The organism is Caldisericia bacterium (assembly GCA_026414995.1).
Taxonomy (GTDB): Bacteria; Caldisericota; Caldisericia; order B22-G15; family B22-G15; genus JAAYUH01.
Map to the genome: position 1 here is coordinate 1 of JAOAHY010000016.1, position 13,372 is coordinate 13,372.

Below are 13,372 nucleotides of genomic sequence, written 5' to 3' on the forward strand. Positions count from 1 at the left end.
GTTTAGCAGGAGACAATGTTGGTCTTCTTTTAAGAGGTATTGCATTTGATGAAGTTGAAAGAGGTCAAGTAGTTGCTCAACCAGGTTCAGTTCATCCATACAAAAAATTTGAAGCCCAAGTTTATATTCTTTCAAAAGAAGAAGGTGGAAGACACAAACCATTCTTTACAGGATATAGACCTCAATTTTATATTAGAACAACAGATGTTACAGGAGAAATTAAACTTCCAGAAGGTGTTGAAATGGCAATGCCAGGAGATAATGTAATAATGACAGTTGAACTTATCTACCCTGTAGCCCTTGAAGAAGGATTAAGATTTGCAATAAGAGAGGGTGGAAGAACTGTTGGAGCAGGTGTTGTTTCAAAACTTATTGAGTAGGTGAAATATGAAAGAGACAAAAAGTAGAGTAAGAATAAAATTAAAATCTTTTGATTCAAGAGTTTTAGATATATCAGCAACATTGATTGTGAACACACTAAAGAAACTCGGTGTTGAAGTTTCTGGTCCAATTCCACTTCCTTCAGAAAGAACTCTTTATACATTTTTAAGAGCGCCTAACATTGATAAAGATTCAAGAGAACAACTTGAATTAAGAATACATAAAAGACTTATTGATATTTTAAACCCAACACCAGAATCAACAAAAGCATTAATGGATTTAGATTTACCTGCAGGAGTTGATATTGAAATTAAGTTATAAGGAGAAAATTATGAAAGGTATAATTGCTAAAAAAATTGGAATGACTCAGATTTTTGAAGAAAATAAAGTAATTCCAGTTACAATACTGAAGGCAGGTCCATGCAAAGTAATTCAAAAGAAAACTCTTAATAAAGATGGATATCTTGCAGTTCAACTTGGATTTGAACCAGAAAAAGAGAGAAGATTGAACAAGCCACTTCTTGGACATATGAAAAAGGCTGGTGAATATTTTAAATATTTAAAAGAGATCAGAGATTTTGATAAAGAAGTAGGAGAAATTGTTGAAGTTGATATCTTCAAAAAAGGAGAAAAGGTTAAAGTTACAGGAATTTCAAAAGGTAAAGGATTTCAAGGTGTAATGAGAAGATGGGGAATGGGAGGTGGCTTTGATTCTCATGGTTCGACATCTCATAGAAGAATTGGTGCAATTGGAAACAGATTAACACCTCAGAGAGTTTTTAAGGGTAAAAGAATGCCAGGACACATGGGATTAGATACAGTAACAGTTAGAAATTTAGAGGTTGTTTTTATTGATAAGGATAATAATCTTCTTGGACTTAAAGGTGCAGTACCTGGTCCAAATGGAAGTATTGTTATTGTGAGAGGTGAATAATGAATATACCAGTTTATGATATTGAAGGAAAAGTTATTGAAAGTGAAGAAATGCCAGAGGTTTTCTCTATACCACCTCATTATCACTCTTTATTTTTATCAATTAGATACATAAGAAATGCTTTAAGAAGAGGAACTGCTTCCACAAAAAAGAGAGGTGAAGTAAGAGGTGGTGGTAGAAAACCATGGAGACAAAAGGGAACAGGTAGGGCAAGACAAGGATCAATTCGTTCTCCTCTTTGGAAAGGCGGTGGAATTGTTTTTGGACCAAAACCAAGGAGTTTTAGAATAGAAATTCCTAAAAAAATAAAAAGATTAGGCCTTCTATCATCTATAAGTTCTAAAATCAATGAAAGTAAATTTTTTGTAGTAAGTGGAATCAAATTTGAAAAGCCAAGTACAAAAGAAGCAGTAAAACTTTTAAATAAACTTAATCTTTTAGGTTCTACACTTTTTGTATTCTCTGATGAAAATGGAGAAGTGCTTTTAAGTATGAGAAATATTCCAAAAGTTTTACCAATTCACTATAGATTCTTGAATAGTTATGATATTTTAAAACACGACAACCTTATTTTAACTAAAGAAGCATTGGAAAAAGTGAAAGAGGTGTGGGGAAATGTTTGAAAAAGTTTTAATTAGACCTGTCATTTCTGAGAAAAGTCAAAAATTGATTAATGAGAGAAAGTATGTTTTTCTAGTTAATAAAGATGCAAATAAAGAAATGGTTAAAAAAGCAGTTGAAGAGATGTTTAATGTAAAGGTTGAAGATGTTAACATAGTTAAAAAGTATCCAAAAAAGAGAAGAATTAGGTATCTTTTTACTAAAACTCCAGAAGGTAAAAAAGCAATTGTAACCTTAAAGGAAGGTTACTCAATTGAATTTTTGAAAGGAGTGTAATATGGGAATTATAAAAGTTAAACCAACAAGTCCTGGAAGAAGAAATGCAACATATTTGGATAATAACGATATAACAAAAAAAGAACCAGAAAAGAGTTTAACTAAAGGATTAAGAAAAAAAGGTGGAAGAAACAATCAAGGAAAGATAACAATTAGATTTAGAGGTGGTGGAGCAAAAAGATTATATAGAATCATTGATTTTAAGAGAGATAAAGATGGAATTCCTGGAAAAGTGACTTCCATAGAATATGACCCAAATAGATCTGCAAGGATAGCCTTGATTACCTATGCTGATGGTGAAAAAAGGTATATTATTGCACCACTAGGTTTAAATATAGGAGATACAATTCTTTCAGGAGAAAATGTTCCACTTAAACCTGGAAATACAACATTTTTAAAAAACATTCCTGTTGGAACTATAATTCATAACATTGAACTTATTCCTGGAAAAGGTGGACAAATTGCCAGATCTGCTGGTTCATATGCTCAAATTTTATCAAAGGATGAAAAATATGCTCAAATAAAATTACCATCTGGAGAAATAAGATTAATCAATCTAAACTGTAGAGCAACAATTGGTCAAGTTGGTAATCTCGATCATGAGAATGTTCAACTTGGTAAAGCAGGAAGATCAAGACATCTTGGTAGAAAACCACATGTAAGAGGTTCTGCTATGAATCCTGTTGATCACCCACATGGTGGAGGAGAAGGTAGAGCTCCAATTGGTCATCCATCTCCATTATCTCCTTGGGGTAAACCAACTCTTGGTAAGAAGACAAGGAAAATGAAAAAACCAAGCACAAAATTTATTGTTAAGAGGAGGAGGTAGAGATGGCAAGGGCGAAATATGTTGATCCACAACTAATAGAGAAGATAAGAGAAATGAATGAAAAAGGTCAAAAAAAGATTATAAAAGTTTGGTGTAGAGATTCAACAATAACTGAGGAGATGGTTGGACATACAATTGCTGTCCATAATGGGAAAGTTCATATTCCTGTTTATATAACAAAAGCAATGGTTGGACATAAACTTGGTGAATTTGCTTTCACAAGAACATTTAGGGCTCATAACAGACCAACTGAAAGATCAACTGCATTGAAATAGAGGAGGAAAAAATGGAAGTTAAAGCACAAGCTAGATTTGTTAGAATTTCTCCAAAAAAAGCAAGAAAAATTGCCAATATGGTTAGAGGTATGAATGCTAAACTTGCACTTAAATCTTTAAAATTTGTTCCAAATAGAGCTGCGGTACCAATAGCGAAAACAATTAAATCAGCAATTGCTAATGCTAAGAATAATTATCAAATGGATGAGGAATCTTTATTTATAACAAAAATTTTTGTTGATCAAGGTCCTGTAATGAAAAGAATACTTCCCAGAGCAATGGGAAGAGCAGATATAATAAGAAGACCTCTATCTCATATAACAGTTTATGTTGAGGAGAAAAAGGAGGAGTAATGGGACAGAAAACAAATCCATTAGGCTTTAGATTAGGCGTAACAAAAGAATGGAAAGCATTTTGGTTTGCTCCGAAAAAGGATATCCCTAAAATTCTTTTAGAAGATTTGATGATAAGAAATAAAATTGATGAACTTGGAAGAGATGTTGCAGTATCTTCAACTGAGATTTATAGAAAAGGAGAACAGGTAAGAGTTTTAATTTTCAGTGCAAGGCCTGGAGTTTTAATCGGTAAAGGTGGAGCAAACATAGAAAGATTAAGAAACGAATTACAAGAAATTATAGGCAACAAAAAACTAGATATAAAGGTTGTTGAAATTAAAAAACCTGAACTTTCTGCTAAACTTCAAGCAGAATTTATTGCAGATAGAATTGAAAAAAGAGCTTCTTATAAAAGAGCAATGAAACAGACCATCGCAAGAGCAATGAAAGCAGGGGCAAAAGGTATTAAGGTTCAATGTTCAGGAAGATTAGAAGGAGCAGAAATTGCAAGGACAGAATGGTTTAAAGAAGGTAGAGTTCCTCTTCAAACTCTCACAGCCGATATAGATTATGCATATGTTCCTGCTGTTACAAAATTTGGAGTAATTGGAGTTAGAGTTTGGATTTATAGAGGAGAAATCCCTGTTAGAAGATTTAATAGAGAACATCTGGAGGTGTGATATGTTAATGCCAGAGAGAGTTAAATGGAGAAAACAACATAGAATAAGAACAAAAGGAATAGCAACAAGAGGTAATAAACTTGCTTTTGGTGATATAGGTCTTAAAGCACTTGAACCAGGTTGGATTACTGCAAGACAAATTGAAGCAGCGAGACTTCCTCTAACTCAAGTTGCACATAAATCAGGGAAAATGTGGATAAGAATTTTTCCAGACAGACCAGTTACTAAAAAGCCTGCTGAAACAAGAATGGGTGGTGGAAAAGGAGACCCAGAATTTTGGGTTGCAATTGTTAAACCTGGAAGAATTCTTTTTGAACTCGAAGGAGTTCCTGAAAAAGATGCTATAAGAGCTCTTGAACTTGCTCAAGACAAATTACCAATTAAAACAAAGATTGTAAAAAGAGAGGGATAAAGATGAAAGCGAAAGAATTAAGAGAGTTAACTGTTGATGAATTAAAAAGAAAACTTGAAGATTTAAGAAGAGAATTATTCAATCTTAGATTTCAACAAATTACACATCAACTTAAAAATCCGATAAGAATTAGAATTGTTAGAAAAGAAATAGCAAGAATATTAACAATACTTAGAGAAAAGGAGATGTCACAATGAAAAGAAGTTTAATTGGTGTTGTATCTTCAAATAAAATGCAAAAAACAGTTGTTGTTAAAGTTGAAAGAATGATTGAACATCCAAGATATAAAAAAACAATAAAAAGGTTTTCAAAATTTTATGCTCACACTGAGATTCCATTAAATGTTGGAGATATAGTTGAAATAGAAGAAACAAGACCACTTTCCAAATTAAAAAGATGGAGAGTGAGAAGAATAGTAAAAAGGTTTGAGGAAGAGAGTATGGAGGTTGAGGATGATAAGACCATATAGCAGATTAAAAGTTGCTGATAATACAGGTGCAAAAGAGGTTTTGTGTATAAGAGTTCTTGGTAGTTCAAATAAAAAATATGGAAGAGTTGGCGATGTGATTGTTTTCACTGTTAAAGACGCTATACCAAAAAGTCCAATTCCAAAAGGAGCAGTAGGTAAAGGTGTTATTGTTAGAACAAGAAATAAGATTAGAAGACCTGATGGTTCATATTTAAGATTTGATGATAATGCAGTTGTAATTATAGATGATGAAGGAAATCCAAAGGGAACAAGAATTTTTGGACCTGTCTGCAGAGAATTAAGAGAAAAAGGATATTTAAAGATTATTTCACTTGCAGCAGAGGTGGTTTAAAATGAAGCTAAGGATAAAAAAAGGTGACACTGTAAAAGTAATTTCAGGAAAAGACAAAGGAAAAATTGGGAAAGTATTAAGGGTTATTCCAAAAGAAAAAAAAGTAATAGTAGAAGGAGTTAATATTATTAAAAAATATTTTAGACCAACACAAGAAAATCCAGAAGGTGGTAAAAAAGAGGTTGAGGCTCCAATTTATTACTGGAAAGTTCAACTTGTTTGCACTCATTGTAAAAATCCAACAAGAATTGGTATGCTCTTTTTAGAGACAGGTGAAAAAGTAAGAGTTTGTAAAAAATGTGGAGAGATAATTGATAAAGTATAATAGGAGGAAAAATGGGATATTTAAAGTCTAAATGGATGGAGATTGCTCCTAAACTAATGGAAAGATTTAACTATAAAAATATTATGGAAGTTCCAAAGATTGTAAAGATAGTTGTTAATAGAGGAATAGGAGATGCAACCCAAGATCCTAAAGCAGTTGAAAAAACTCAAGAAGAATTTAAGTTGATAACAGGACAAAAACCAATATTCATTAAAGCTAAAAAATCTATTGCATCATTTAAAGTAAGAAAAGGAATGATTATTGGAGCTAAAGTAACTCTTCGTGGAAAAAGAATGGAGGAATTTTTCGAGAAACTTATTAACATTGCACTTCCAAGAATTAGAGACTTTAAAGGACTCTCAAGGAAAAATTTTGATGGAAGAGGCAATTATACATTTGGTGTTGAGGAACAACTTATATTTCCAGAGATAGACTATGATAAAGTTGATAAAATTAGAGGATTTGACATTACAATTGTAACAACTGCTGAAACAGATGAAGAAGCTGAGGCATTACTTGAAATGTTAGGATTTCCATTTGAAAGAAAGAAAAAGGAGGCATAAATGGCTAGAAAAGCAATGATTGAAAAAGCAAAAAAGGAGCCTAAATATAAAACAAGAAAGGTAAATAGATGTAAAGTATGTGGAAGAGTAAGGGCAGTTTATAATGATTTTGGGTTATGTAGAATGTGTGTTAGAAAATATTTTCATTCAGGTTATATACCTGGTATGAAGAAAGCGAGTTGGTAGGAGGTGATACACTTGGTAACAGATCCAATTGCTGATTTAATTGCAAGAATTAGAAATGCAAATATGGTTTATAAAGAAGAAATTGATGTTCCATATTCAAATATGAAAAGAGCAATTGTTCAAATACTTAAAGAAGAGGGATATATTAAAGATTTTGAAATAATAGATAGAGAAAATAAAAAAACTATAAAAATTTATATGAAGTATGGAAGAAACAAAGAAAGAGCAATTTTAGGAATTGAAAGAGTTTCTAAACCAGGTAGAAGAGTTTATGTTGGAAAAGATGAGATTCCAAAAGTTCTTAATGGAATAGGAATGGCGATTCTTTCAACCTCTAAAGGAATAGTTACAGATAGAGTAGCCAAAAAAATTGGAGAAGGAGGAGAAGTTCTTCTTCTTATTTGGTAAGGAGGTATAATATGTCAAAGATAGGAAAAAAGCCAATTCCAATACCAAAAGATGTAATTGTAGAAATTAAAAATAATGAGATTCATGTTAAAGGAAAAAAGGGTGAGTTAACTAAAATAATTCCAGAAAGTCTTAAAGTTAATATTGTTGATAACTCAATTATTGTTGAAAGAAAAAATGATTTAAAAGAAACAAAAGCACTTCATGGGACATATAGAGCATTAATTAACAATATGATAGTTGGAGTTACTGAAGGTTTTCAAAAAGCACTTATTCTTCAGGGTGTTGGATATAAAGCCCAACTTCAAGGAAAAAAACTCATTATTAATTTAGGATATACCCATCCAATTGAAATGGAACCTCCAGCGGGGATAGAGTTTAGTGTTGAAAAAGATATTAAAATATATGTTAAAGGTTTTGACAAAGAACTTGTTGGTCAGGTTGCTGCAAATATTAGAAAACTCAGAGATCCAGACCCTTATAAAGGTAAAGGTGTAAGATATGAAGATGAAATTATCAGAAAGAAAGCAGGAAAAGCACTCAGTAAAGGTGCATAGATTGGAGGTTATAGATGATTAAGATTGTATCTCGAAATGAAATGAGAAAAATAAGACACTTAAGAATAAGAAAGAAAATTAAAGGAACTCCTGATAGACCAAGAGTATCATTTTATAGAAGTTTGAAGCATATTTATCTTCAAGCTATAGATGATACAAAAGGTCACACAATCCTTGCTTTATCAACTCTTTCAAAAGAAATTAGAGATGAAATTAAGGGAAAAACAAGAAAAGAAGTTCACGCTCTTTTAGGAAAGAAATTTGGAGAGATGCTAATTGAAAAAGGAATTAAGAAAATAGTTTTTGATAGAGGTGGATTTAAATATCACGGGAATTTAAAAATTCTTTGTGATGAAATGAGAAATGCAGGAGTTGAATTTTAGGAGGAAAAAATGATAGATCATGAAGAACTGGAAGTAACATCGTATGAAGAGCAATTAATTCAAGTAAGAAGAGTTGCAAAAGTAACAAAAGGTGGTAAGAGATTAAAATTTAGAGCCCTAGTTGTTGTTGGAGATGGAGGTGGTAAGGTTGGAGTTGGTCTTGGTAAAGCAAGTGAAGTTCCTGATGCAATCAGAAAAGCAGTAAATAGAGCAAAAAAAGACTCAATAGAAATTCCACTTAAAGGTACAACAATTCCTCATGAAGTTTGGGGAAAATGGGGTGCAGCAAAAGTTTTTTTGAAACCAGCAGTTCCAGGAACTGGAATTATTGCAGGAGGACCAGTTAGAGCAATTCTTCAAAAAGCTGGCGTTAGAGATGTGCTTTCAAAATCTTTTGGTTCAAATAACCAAGTAAATGTTGCTTTTGCAACAATGGAAGCATTAAAAAGTTTAATAACATATAAAGATAAGGTCGAAATTCTTGGAAAAAAGAAATCTAAGGAGGAGAAGAATGATAAAACTCTTTAATCTCAAAAATCCATTCCCTCACAAAAAGAAATTTATTGTTGGTAGAGGTCCAGGTTCAGGATCAGGTAAAAATTGTGGTTATGGAAATAAAGGTCAAAAATCGAGAAGTGGAAGAGGAAAAGAATCTTGGTTTGAAGGAGGCCAAACACCAATTTACAAGAGATTACCACAATTAAGAGGAATTAAAAATAAATCTCTCAAAAACATTAAAGAAATAGCATCAATAAATATAAAAGATATAGTCGACCATTTTAAAGAAGGAGAAACAGTTAATCTTGAAACTCTAAAAGAGAAAGGACTTATAGAAAATAGAGTCAAATATCTTAAAATACTTGGAGAAGGAGAAATTTCTTTTCCACTAAATTTTGAAGCCCATTCATTTAGTAAAACAGCAAAAGAAAAAATTGAGAAAGTTCAAGGAAAATGTATTATTTTGAGGTGAAAAGATGTGGAATCTTCTAAAGAATGCTCTTAGAATTAAGGAATTAAGAGGAAGAATAATTTTTACACTTTTCATGTTTGCTATTTTTAGATTAGGAACATTCATTCCTGTTCCAGGAGTTAATAGAGATTTGTTAAAAGAAGCAGTAACTCAAGGAGGTCTCTTAAGTTTAATAGATATTTTTGCAGGAGGAGGTCTTTCTAACTTTTCAATTTTTGCTCTTGGTGTATTCCCTTATATTAACGCATCAATTATTATGCAACTTTTAGGTGCAATTTTTCCAAAACTTGAAGAATTAATGAGAGAGGGTGGAGAAGAAGGTAGAAGAAAAATAGCAATGTGGACAAAATATCTTACTTTCTTCCTTGCGTTAATTGAGGCAGGTGCTCTTCTTATAACATTTTCAAATCAAGGTTATGTTACTGCAAAAGGTCTTCTTTCACAATTTACAATAATTTTAACTCTTGTTGCTGGTACTTATGTTTTATTTTGGATGGGTGAGACAATAACTGAAAAAGGAATTGGTAATGGAGTCTCACTTATAATATTTGCTGGAGTAATTAGTAGAATACCAGTAGGTGTTGGAGAAATTGTAAGATTATTTGGTAAAACTGGTGGAATAACTATTCCTCAAATTATTTTTACAATTGTAGGATTTCTTGCAATTCTTTTAGGAATTCTATATCTTTATCAATCTGAAAGAAGAGTTCCTGTCCAATATGCAAAAAGAATTGTTGGTAGAAGAATGTATGGAGGTCAATCAACTTATATACCATTAAGATTAATTCAAGCAGGAATTCTTCCAATAATATTTGCATCTGCTTTTTTAACTTTTCCAGCGACAATTGGTCAATTTTTCCCAGGAACTTGGATAGATTCTATTGGAAAAGCTTTAACAAAATCAAATTCATTTTGGTACAATTTATTTTTCTTCTTGCTTGTAGTTTTCTTTACTTATTTCTATACAGAAATTTCTTTTAATCCAAATGAACTTTCAGAAAATCTAAAGAAGTGGGGAGGATTTATTCCAGGAGTAAGACCAGGCGAAGCAACAACACAATATATTGCAAAAATTATAAATAGAGTTACTTTTCCATCTTCTATAATACTTGGTTTAATTGCTATAGTGCCAAACTTTTTCTTTGGTGCAACTCAGATAAGAGCATTCTATTTTGGAGGTACATCAATTCTAATTATTATAGGTGTTGCTCTTGAAACAGTACAACAAATTGATGCTTATGTAAAGATGCGTCACTACGAAGGTCTATTAAAGTAATGATAATATTAATGCTAGGAAATATTGGAGTAGGAAAGGGGACTCAGGGTAAGTTAATAATGGATAAATATAAAATTCCTTACTTTGCAACAGGTGATATTTTTAGAGAAAATATTCAAAAAAATACTCCTTTAGGAATAAAAGTAAAAGAGATAGTAAGTGAAGGAAAACTTGTTAGTGATGAACTTGTAAATGAAATTGTTTTTGATAAAATTAATAATTTGGACAATTTTATTCTTGATGGTTATCCTAGAACTTTGAATCAAGCTTTGGCCTTTGAAAATTTTATAAAAGAGAAAAAAAAGGATGTTGATATTGTAATTTATATTGATGTTCCAGAAGATGTGATAATCAAGAGATTGTCTGGAAGAAGAATTTGTCCTAAATGTGGCAAAGTTTATAATATTTATCTAGATAAACCAAAAGTTAATAGTATATGTGATTTAGATGGAGAAAAACTTATAATTCGTGATGATGATAGATTAGATGTTATTAAGAAAAGAATTGAAGAATTTAAATTAAAAACTTATCCACTTATTGAATTTTATGAAAAGAGAGGAAAACTTTATAAAGTTGATGGCAATAAAAGTGTTTTTGAAGTTTTTGATGATATCTCAAAGATAATAGATGATTATATTGAAAAGCAAAAGAGAAATTGAAATTATGAGAGAAGCAGGAATTATTCTTTATGAAGTTATGAAAGAATTAAAAGAGATGGTAAAAGAAGGTGTTTCAGCATCTGAATTAGATAAGTTTGCTGAAGAAAGAATAACCTCATTTGGAGCAGTTCCTGCTTTTAAAGGATATAGAGGATACTCTTATTCTGTTTGTGTTTCTATAAATGATGAAGTAATTCATGGGTTACCAATTAAAGATAAAATATTTAAAGATGGAGATCTTGTTTCTATTGATCTTGGTTTAATATACAAAGGATATTATTCTGATATGGCTTACACTTTTCCTGTTGGAGATATTGATAAAGAAAAAAGAAAACTACTTGAAATTGGTGAAAAAATTTTATATAAAGCAATTTCTATGGCGCAAATAGGTAATAGAATAGGTGATATTTCAAACACAATTGAAACACTCTCTAAAAGATTTGGTTATTCTGTTGTTAAAGAATTTATTGGACATGGGATTGGAAGAAAACTTCATGAAGAACCTGAAGTACCAAATTTTGGAACAAAAGATTCAGGTCCATATTTAAAAGAAGGCATGACTTTTGCGATAGAACCTATGATTTGTATGGGAATCGGAGAAGTATTTATTGATAAAGATAGATGGACAGTTAAAACAAAAGATGGAAAACCCTCTGTTCACTTTGAACATTCAATTGCAATAACAAATAATGGGCCAATAATTTTAACTTCAGCAGAGGAGATAAGATGAAAGACAAAGAATATATTGAAGTTGAAGGTATTGTTGTAGAATCACTTCCAGATATGCATTTTAAGGTTAAACTTCCAAATGGGAAAATTATTAAAGCATTTGTTAGTGGAAAAATGAGATTAAATTCTATTAGAGTTCTTCCTGGGGATAAAGTTAGGATACAGATTTCTAAGTATGATCCAACCCAGGGAAGAATAGTTTATAGAATCTCTTAAAGGAGGAAAAGATGAAAGTTAGGTCATCTGTAAAAAAAATTTGTCCTAAATGTAAAGTAATAAAAAGAAAGGGAAGAGTTATGATTTTATGCTCTAACCCTAAACATAAACAAAAACAAGGTTAAGGAGGTAAAAGTGGCAAGAGTTGTTGGTGTTGATTTACCTAAAAACAAAAGAATAGATATTGCATTAACTTATATTTATGGAATTGGTCTATCAAGAGCAAAAGAAATAATTAAAAATTTAAATATTGATCCTAATAAAAAGGTTAAAGATTTAACTCAAGAAGAAATTAACTCTTTAAATGATTATATTCCAAAAAATTATAAAGTAGAAGGAGATTTAAGAAAGGAAATAGCATCAAATATAAAAAGATTGATTGATATAAACTGTTATAGAGGATATAGACATAAAAGAGGTCTTCCTGTCAGAGGTCAAAGAACTAGAACAAATGCAAGAACAAGAAAAGGTCCAAGGAAAACTGTTGGTAGTAAATAAAGGAGGATAAAGAATGGCAAAAACAAAGAAAAAAAGAAGGGTTGATGAGAATGTGAATGTATATATAAGTTCAACATTTAATAATACAATTGTTACTGTTACTGATAAAGAAGGAAATGTAATTTCTTGGGGTTCAGCAGGAACAAGTGGATTTAAAGGAACAAAAAAGGGTACTCCATTTGCTGCACAAGTTGCTGCAGAAAATGTAGCTAAAAAGGTAAGTGCTCTTGGAGCTAAATATGCTGATGTATTTGTTAAAGGTCCTGGTCCAGGAAGAGAGACAGCAGTTAGAGCACTTCAAACAGGAGGTTTAGTTGTTAAATCAATAAAAGATATAACTCCAATTCCTCATAATGGGTGTAGACCACCAAAAAGAAGAAGAGTATAAGGAGGTAAGATAAAGATGGCTAAGATAACTAAACCAAAATGTAGAATATGTAGAAGATTAGGTGTCAAACTTTTTCTTAAAGGTGAAAGGTGCTATTCAAGAAAATGTGCACTTGAGAGAAAATTTTCTCCTCCTGGTGTACAAGGAATGAGAAGAAAAGCGAAACCATCAGATTATGCTATTCACCTTTGGGAAAAACAGAAATTGAGAAAAATATATGGAGTAATGGAAAGACAATTTAAACTCTATTTTGAAAGAGCAAATGCTCAAAGAAAAATTCCAACTGGTGAAAAACTTCTTGAACTTCTTGAAAGAAGATTGGATAATGTAATTTTTAGAGGAGGTCTTGCAGTTTCAAGATCATCAGCTAGACAACTTGTAAATCATGGTCATGTTAAAGTAAATGGAAGAACTGTTAACATTCCATCATATGAAGTGAAACCTGGAGATATTATTGAATTAAAAACAAAATCAAAAAATATTCCTCAAGTACTTCAAGCAATTGAAACAAGACCTTTTGTTCCTTCATGGCTTTCAACAGATTTTGATAATTTGAAAATAATAGTTAATTCCATTCCAACAAGAGATCAAATTGATACTCCAATTAAAGAAGAACTTGTTGTCGAGTTCTATTCTAAATAGGAGTTGAG

General features: G+C 31.3%; 29 protein-coding genes. All 29 read left to right on the plus strand.

Annotated features, from left to right (window positions below):
* The coding region (gene tuf, locus N3D74_05585; protein MCX8095637.1) for an elongation factor Tu at nucleotides 1-380 on the plus strand (380 nt) is incomplete at its 5' end.
* Nucleotides 381-387: 7 nt separating this feature from the next.
* Nucleotides 388-702 (plus strand): 30S ribosomal protein S10, encoded by a 315-nt coding sequence (gene rpsJ, locus N3D74_05590; GenBank protein ID MCX8095638.1) that lies wholly within the window; start codon nucleotides 388-390, stop codon nucleotides 700-702.
* 10 nt (nucleotides 703-712) lie between these two features.
* On the plus strand, nucleotides 713-1,315 hold the full coding sequence (gene rplC, locus N3D74_05595; GenBank protein MCX8095639.1) for a 50S ribosomal protein L3: 603 nt from the start codon (nucleotides 713-715) through the stop codon (nucleotides 1,313-1,315).
* Nucleotides 1,312-1,938: a 50S ribosomal protein L4 gene (gene rplD, locus N3D74_05600; protein ID MCX8095640.1), complete on the plus strand. Its 627-nt coding sequence runs from the start codon at nucleotides 1,312-1,314 to the stop codon at nucleotides 1,936-1,938. The genes rplC and rplD overlap by 4 nt, the downstream gene beginning before the upstream one ends.
* Entirely contained in the window at nucleotides 1,931-2,212 is a 282-nt protein-coding gene (gene rplW, locus N3D74_05605) for a 50S ribosomal protein L23 (GenBank protein MCX8095641.1), read from the plus strand. The genes rplD and rplW overlap by 8 nt, the downstream gene beginning before the upstream one ends.
* A gap of 1 nt (nucleotide 2,213) precedes the next feature.
* Nucleotides 2,214-3,041, plus strand: a complete 828-nt coding sequence (rplB, locus tag N3D74_05610; GenBank protein MCX8095642.1) for a 50S ribosomal protein L2 — start codon at nucleotides 2,214-2,216, stop codon at nucleotides 3,039-3,041.
* Between the two features lie 2 nt (nucleotides 3,042-3,043).
* Nucleotides 3,044-3,316: a 30S ribosomal protein S19 gene (gene rpsS / locus N3D74_05615; GenBank protein ID MCX8095643.1), complete on the plus strand. Its 273-nt coding sequence runs from the start codon at nucleotides 3,044-3,046 to the stop codon at nucleotides 3,314-3,316.
* Between the two features lie 11 nt (nucleotides 3,317-3,327).
* On the plus strand, nucleotides 3,328-3,669 hold the full coding sequence (gene rplV / locus N3D74_05620; GenBank protein ID MCX8095644.1) for a 50S ribosomal protein L22: 342 nt from the start codon (nucleotides 3,328-3,330) through the stop codon (nucleotides 3,667-3,669).
* Complete coding sequence (rpsC, locus tag N3D74_05625) at nucleotides 3,669-4,331, plus strand: 30S ribosomal protein S3 (GenBank protein MCX8095645.1); 663 nt, start codon at nucleotides 3,669-3,671, stop codon at nucleotides 4,329-4,331. Before rplV ends, rpsC begins: the two co-directional genes overlap by 1 nt.
* A 1-nt stretch (nucleotide 4,332) precedes the next feature.
* On the plus strand, nucleotides 4,333-4,743 hold the full coding sequence (gene rplP / locus N3D74_05630) for a 50S ribosomal protein L16 (protein ID MCX8095646.1): 411 nt from the start codon (nucleotides 4,333-4,335) through the stop codon (nucleotides 4,741-4,743).
* A gap of 2 nt (nucleotides 4,744-4,745) precedes the next feature.
* Nucleotides 4,746-4,940 (plus strand): 50S ribosomal protein L29, encoded by a 195-nt coding sequence (rpmC, locus tag N3D74_05635; protein ID MCX8095647.1) that lies wholly within the window; start codon nucleotides 4,746-4,748, stop codon nucleotides 4,938-4,940.
* The gene (rpsQ, locus tag N3D74_05640) at nucleotides 4,937-5,212 is read left to right on the plus strand and encodes a 30S ribosomal protein S17 (GenBank protein ID MCX8095648.1); all 276 of its coding nucleotides are present in this window, start codon (nucleotides 4,937-4,939) and stop codon (nucleotides 5,210-5,212) included. The genes rpmC and rpsQ overlap by 4 nt, the downstream gene beginning before the upstream one ends.
* Complete coding sequence (gene rplN / locus N3D74_05645) at nucleotides 5,196-5,564, plus strand: 50S ribosomal protein L14 (GenBank protein MCX8095649.1); 369 nt, start codon at nucleotides 5,196-5,198, stop codon at nucleotides 5,562-5,564. Before rpsQ ends, rplN begins: the two co-directional genes overlap by 17 nt.
* 1 nt (nucleotide 5,565) lies before the next feature.
* On the plus strand, nucleotides 5,566-5,889 hold the full coding sequence (gene rplX, locus N3D74_05650) for a 50S ribosomal protein L24 (GenBank protein MCX8095650.1): 324 nt from the start codon (nucleotides 5,566-5,568) through the stop codon (nucleotides 5,887-5,889).
* 11 nt (nucleotides 5,890-5,900) lie between these two features.
* A complete protein-coding gene (gene rplE / locus N3D74_05655; protein ID MCX8095651.1) occupies nucleotides 5,901-6,452 on the plus strand; it encodes a 50S ribosomal protein L5 in 552 nt (183 codons plus the stop codon).
* Nucleotides 6,453-6,638, plus strand: coding sequence for a type Z 30S ribosomal protein S14 (locus tag N3D74_05660; GenBank protein ID MCX8095652.1), 186 nt, complete (start codon nucleotides 6,453-6,455; stop codon nucleotides 6,636-6,638). It begins immediately after the preceding gene.
* Nucleotides 6,639-6,650: 12 nt separating this feature from the next.
* A complete protein-coding gene (rpsH, locus tag N3D74_05665; GenBank protein ID MCX8095653.1) occupies nucleotides 6,651-7,046 on the plus strand; it encodes a 30S ribosomal protein S8 in 396 nt (131 codons plus the stop codon).
* A gap of 11 nt (nucleotides 7,047-7,057) precedes the next feature.
* The gene (gene rplF / locus N3D74_05670; GenBank protein ID MCX8095654.1) at nucleotides 7,058-7,603 is read left to right on the plus strand and encodes a 50S ribosomal protein L6; all 546 of its coding nucleotides are present in this window, start codon (nucleotides 7,058-7,060) and stop codon (nucleotides 7,601-7,603) included.
* Nucleotides 7,604-7,617: 14 nt separating this feature from the next.
* Nucleotides 7,618-7,986, plus strand: coding sequence for a 50S ribosomal protein L18 (rplR, locus tag N3D74_05675; GenBank protein ID MCX8095655.1), 369 nt, complete (start codon nucleotides 7,618-7,620; stop codon nucleotides 7,984-7,986).
* Between the two features lie 9 nt (nucleotides 7,987-7,995).
* Nucleotides 7,996-8,514 (plus strand): 30S ribosomal protein S5, encoded by a 519-nt coding sequence (rpsE, locus tag N3D74_05680; GenBank protein MCX8095656.1) that lies wholly within the window; start codon nucleotides 7,996-7,998, stop codon nucleotides 8,512-8,514.
* Entirely contained in the window at nucleotides 8,498-8,956 is a 459-nt protein-coding gene (gene rplO, locus N3D74_05685; GenBank protein MCX8095657.1) for a 50S ribosomal protein L15, read from the plus strand. The genes rpsE and rplO overlap by 17 nt, the downstream gene beginning before the upstream one ends.
* 4 nt (nucleotides 8,957-8,960) lie before the next feature.
* A complete protein-coding gene (secY, locus tag N3D74_05690) occupies nucleotides 8,961-10,232 on the plus strand; it encodes a preprotein translocase subunit SecY (GenBank protein MCX8095658.1) in 1,272 nt (423 codons plus the stop codon).
* Entirely contained in the window at nucleotides 10,232-10,891 is a 660-nt protein-coding gene (locus N3D74_05695) for an adenylate kinase (protein MCX8095659.1), read from the plus strand. Before secY ends, N3D74_05695 begins: the two co-directional genes overlap by 1 nt.
* Nucleotides 10,860-11,621, plus strand: a complete 762-nt coding sequence (map, locus tag N3D74_05700; protein MCX8095660.1) for a type I methionyl aminopeptidase — start codon at nucleotides 10,860-10,862, stop codon at nucleotides 11,619-11,621. Before N3D74_05695 ends, map begins: the two co-directional genes overlap by 32 nt.
* On the plus strand, nucleotides 11,618-11,836 hold the full coding sequence (gene infA / locus N3D74_05705; protein ID MCX8095661.1) for a translation initiation factor IF-1: 219 nt from the start codon (nucleotides 11,618-11,620) through the stop codon (nucleotides 11,834-11,836). The genes map and infA overlap by 4 nt, the downstream gene beginning before the upstream one ends.
* Nucleotides 11,837-11,847: 11 nt before the next feature.
* Nucleotides 11,848-11,961 (plus strand): 50S ribosomal protein L36, encoded by a 114-nt coding sequence (rpmJ, locus tag N3D74_05710; GenBank protein ID MCX8095662.1) that lies wholly within the window; start codon nucleotides 11,848-11,850, stop codon nucleotides 11,959-11,961.
* A 10-nt stretch (nucleotides 11,962-11,971) separates the two neighbouring features.
* Nucleotides 11,972-12,334: a 30S ribosomal protein S13 gene (gene rpsM / locus N3D74_05715; protein MCX8095663.1), complete on the plus strand. Its 363-nt coding sequence runs from the start codon at nucleotides 11,972-11,974 to the stop codon at nucleotides 12,332-12,334.
* A gap of 13 nt (nucleotides 12,335-12,347) precedes the next feature.
* Nucleotides 12,348-12,722: a 30S ribosomal protein S11 gene (gene rpsK, locus N3D74_05720; protein MCX8095664.1), complete on the plus strand. Its 375-nt coding sequence runs from the start codon at nucleotides 12,348-12,350 to the stop codon at nucleotides 12,720-12,722.
* Nucleotides 12,723-12,737: 15 nt separating this feature from the next.
* Nucleotides 12,738-13,364, plus strand: coding sequence for a 30S ribosomal protein S4 (gene rpsD, locus N3D74_05725; protein MCX8095665.1), 627 nt, complete (start codon nucleotides 12,738-12,740; stop codon nucleotides 13,362-13,364).
* Nucleotides 13,365-13,372: the final 8 nt, after the last annotated feature.

Bases quoted from the DNA above. Each gene is read 5' to 3' on its own strand.
- rplO (MCX8095657.1), top strand. From the start codon at position 8,498: ATGATAAAACTCTTTAATCTCAAAAATCCATTCCCTCACAAAAAGAAA.
- rpsD (MCX8095665.1), top strand. From the start codon at position 12,738: ATGGCTAAGATAACTAAACCAAAATGTAGAATATGTAGAAGATTAGGT.
- rpsS (MCX8095643.1), top strand. From the start codon at position 3,044: ATGGCAAGGGCGAAATATGTTGATCCACAACTAATAGAGAAGATAAGA.
- rplP (MCX8095646.1), top strand. From the start codon at position 4,333: ATGTTAATGCCAGAGAGAGTTAAATGGAGAAAACAACATAGAATAAGA.
- infA (MCX8095661.1), top strand. From the start codon at position 11,618: ATGAAAGACAAAGAATATATTGAAGTTGAAGGTATTGTTGTAGAATCA.
- rpsJ (MCX8095638.1), top strand. From the start codon at position 388: ATGAAAGAGACAAAAAGTAGAGTAAGAATAAAATTAAAATCTTTTGAT.
- rplW (MCX8095641.1), top strand. From the start codon at position 1,931: ATGTTTGAAAAAGTTTTAATTAGACCTGTCATTTCTGAGAAAAGTCAA.
- N3D74_05660 (MCX8095652.1), top strand. From the start codon at position 6,453: ATGGCTAGAAAAGCAATGATTGAAAAAGCAAAAAAGGAGCCTAAATAT.
- rplB (MCX8095642.1), top strand. From the start codon at position 2,214: ATGGGAATTATAAAAGTTAAACCAACAAGTCCTGGAAGAAGAAATGCA.
- rplN (MCX8095649.1), top strand. From the start codon at position 5,196: ATGATAAGACCATATAGCAGATTAAAAGTTGCTGATAATACAGGTGCA.
- rpmC (MCX8095647.1), top strand. From the start codon at position 4,746: ATGAAAGCGAAAGAATTAAGAGAGTTAACTGTTGATGAATTAAAAAGA.
- rplV (MCX8095644.1), top strand. From the start codon at position 3,328: ATGGAAGTTAAAGCACAAGCTAGATTTGTTAGAATTTCTCCAAAAAAA.
- rplX (MCX8095650.1), top strand. From the start codon at position 5,566: ATGAAGCTAAGGATAAAAAAAGGTGACACTGTAAAAGTAATTTCAGGA.
- rplR (MCX8095655.1), top strand. From the start codon at position 7,618: ATGATTAAGATTGTATCTCGAAATGAAATGAGAAAAATAAGACACTTA.
- rpsK (MCX8095664.1), top strand. From the start codon at position 12,348: ATGGCAAAAACAAAGAAAAAAAGAAGGGTTGATGAGAATGTGAATGTA.
- rplC (MCX8095639.1), top strand. From the start codon at position 713: ATGAAAGGTATAATTGCTAAAAAAATTGGAATGACTCAGATTTTTGAA.
- rplF (MCX8095654.1), top strand. From the start codon at position 7,058: ATGTCAAAGATAGGAAAAAAGCCAATTCCAATACCAAAAGATGTAATT.
- N3D74_05695 (MCX8095659.1), top strand. From the start codon at position 10,232: ATGATAATATTAATGCTAGGAAATATTGGAGTAGGAAAGGGGACTCAG.
- rpsC (MCX8095645.1), top strand. From the start codon at position 3,669: ATGGGACAGAAAACAAATCCATTAGGCTTTAGATTAGGCGTAACAAAA.
- rplE (MCX8095651.1), top strand. From the start codon at position 5,901: ATGGGATATTTAAAGTCTAAATGGATGGAGATTGCTCCTAAACTAATG.
- rpsQ (MCX8095648.1), top strand. From the start codon at position 4,937: ATGAAAAGAAGTTTAATTGGTGTTGTATCTTCAAATAAAATGCAAAAA.
- secY (MCX8095658.1), top strand. From the start codon at position 8,961: ATGTGGAATCTTCTAAAGAATGCTCTTAGAATTAAGGAATTAAGAGGA.
- rpsE (MCX8095656.1), top strand. From the start codon at position 7,996: ATGATAGATCATGAAGAACTGGAAGTAACATCGTATGAAGAGCAATTA.
- rpmJ (MCX8095662.1), top strand. From the start codon at position 11,848: ATGAAAGTTAGGTCATCTGTAAAAAAAATTTGTCCTAAATGTAAAGTA.
- map (MCX8095660.1), top strand. From the start codon at position 10,860: ATGATTATATTGAAAAGCAAAAGAGAAATTGAAATTATGAGAGAAGCA.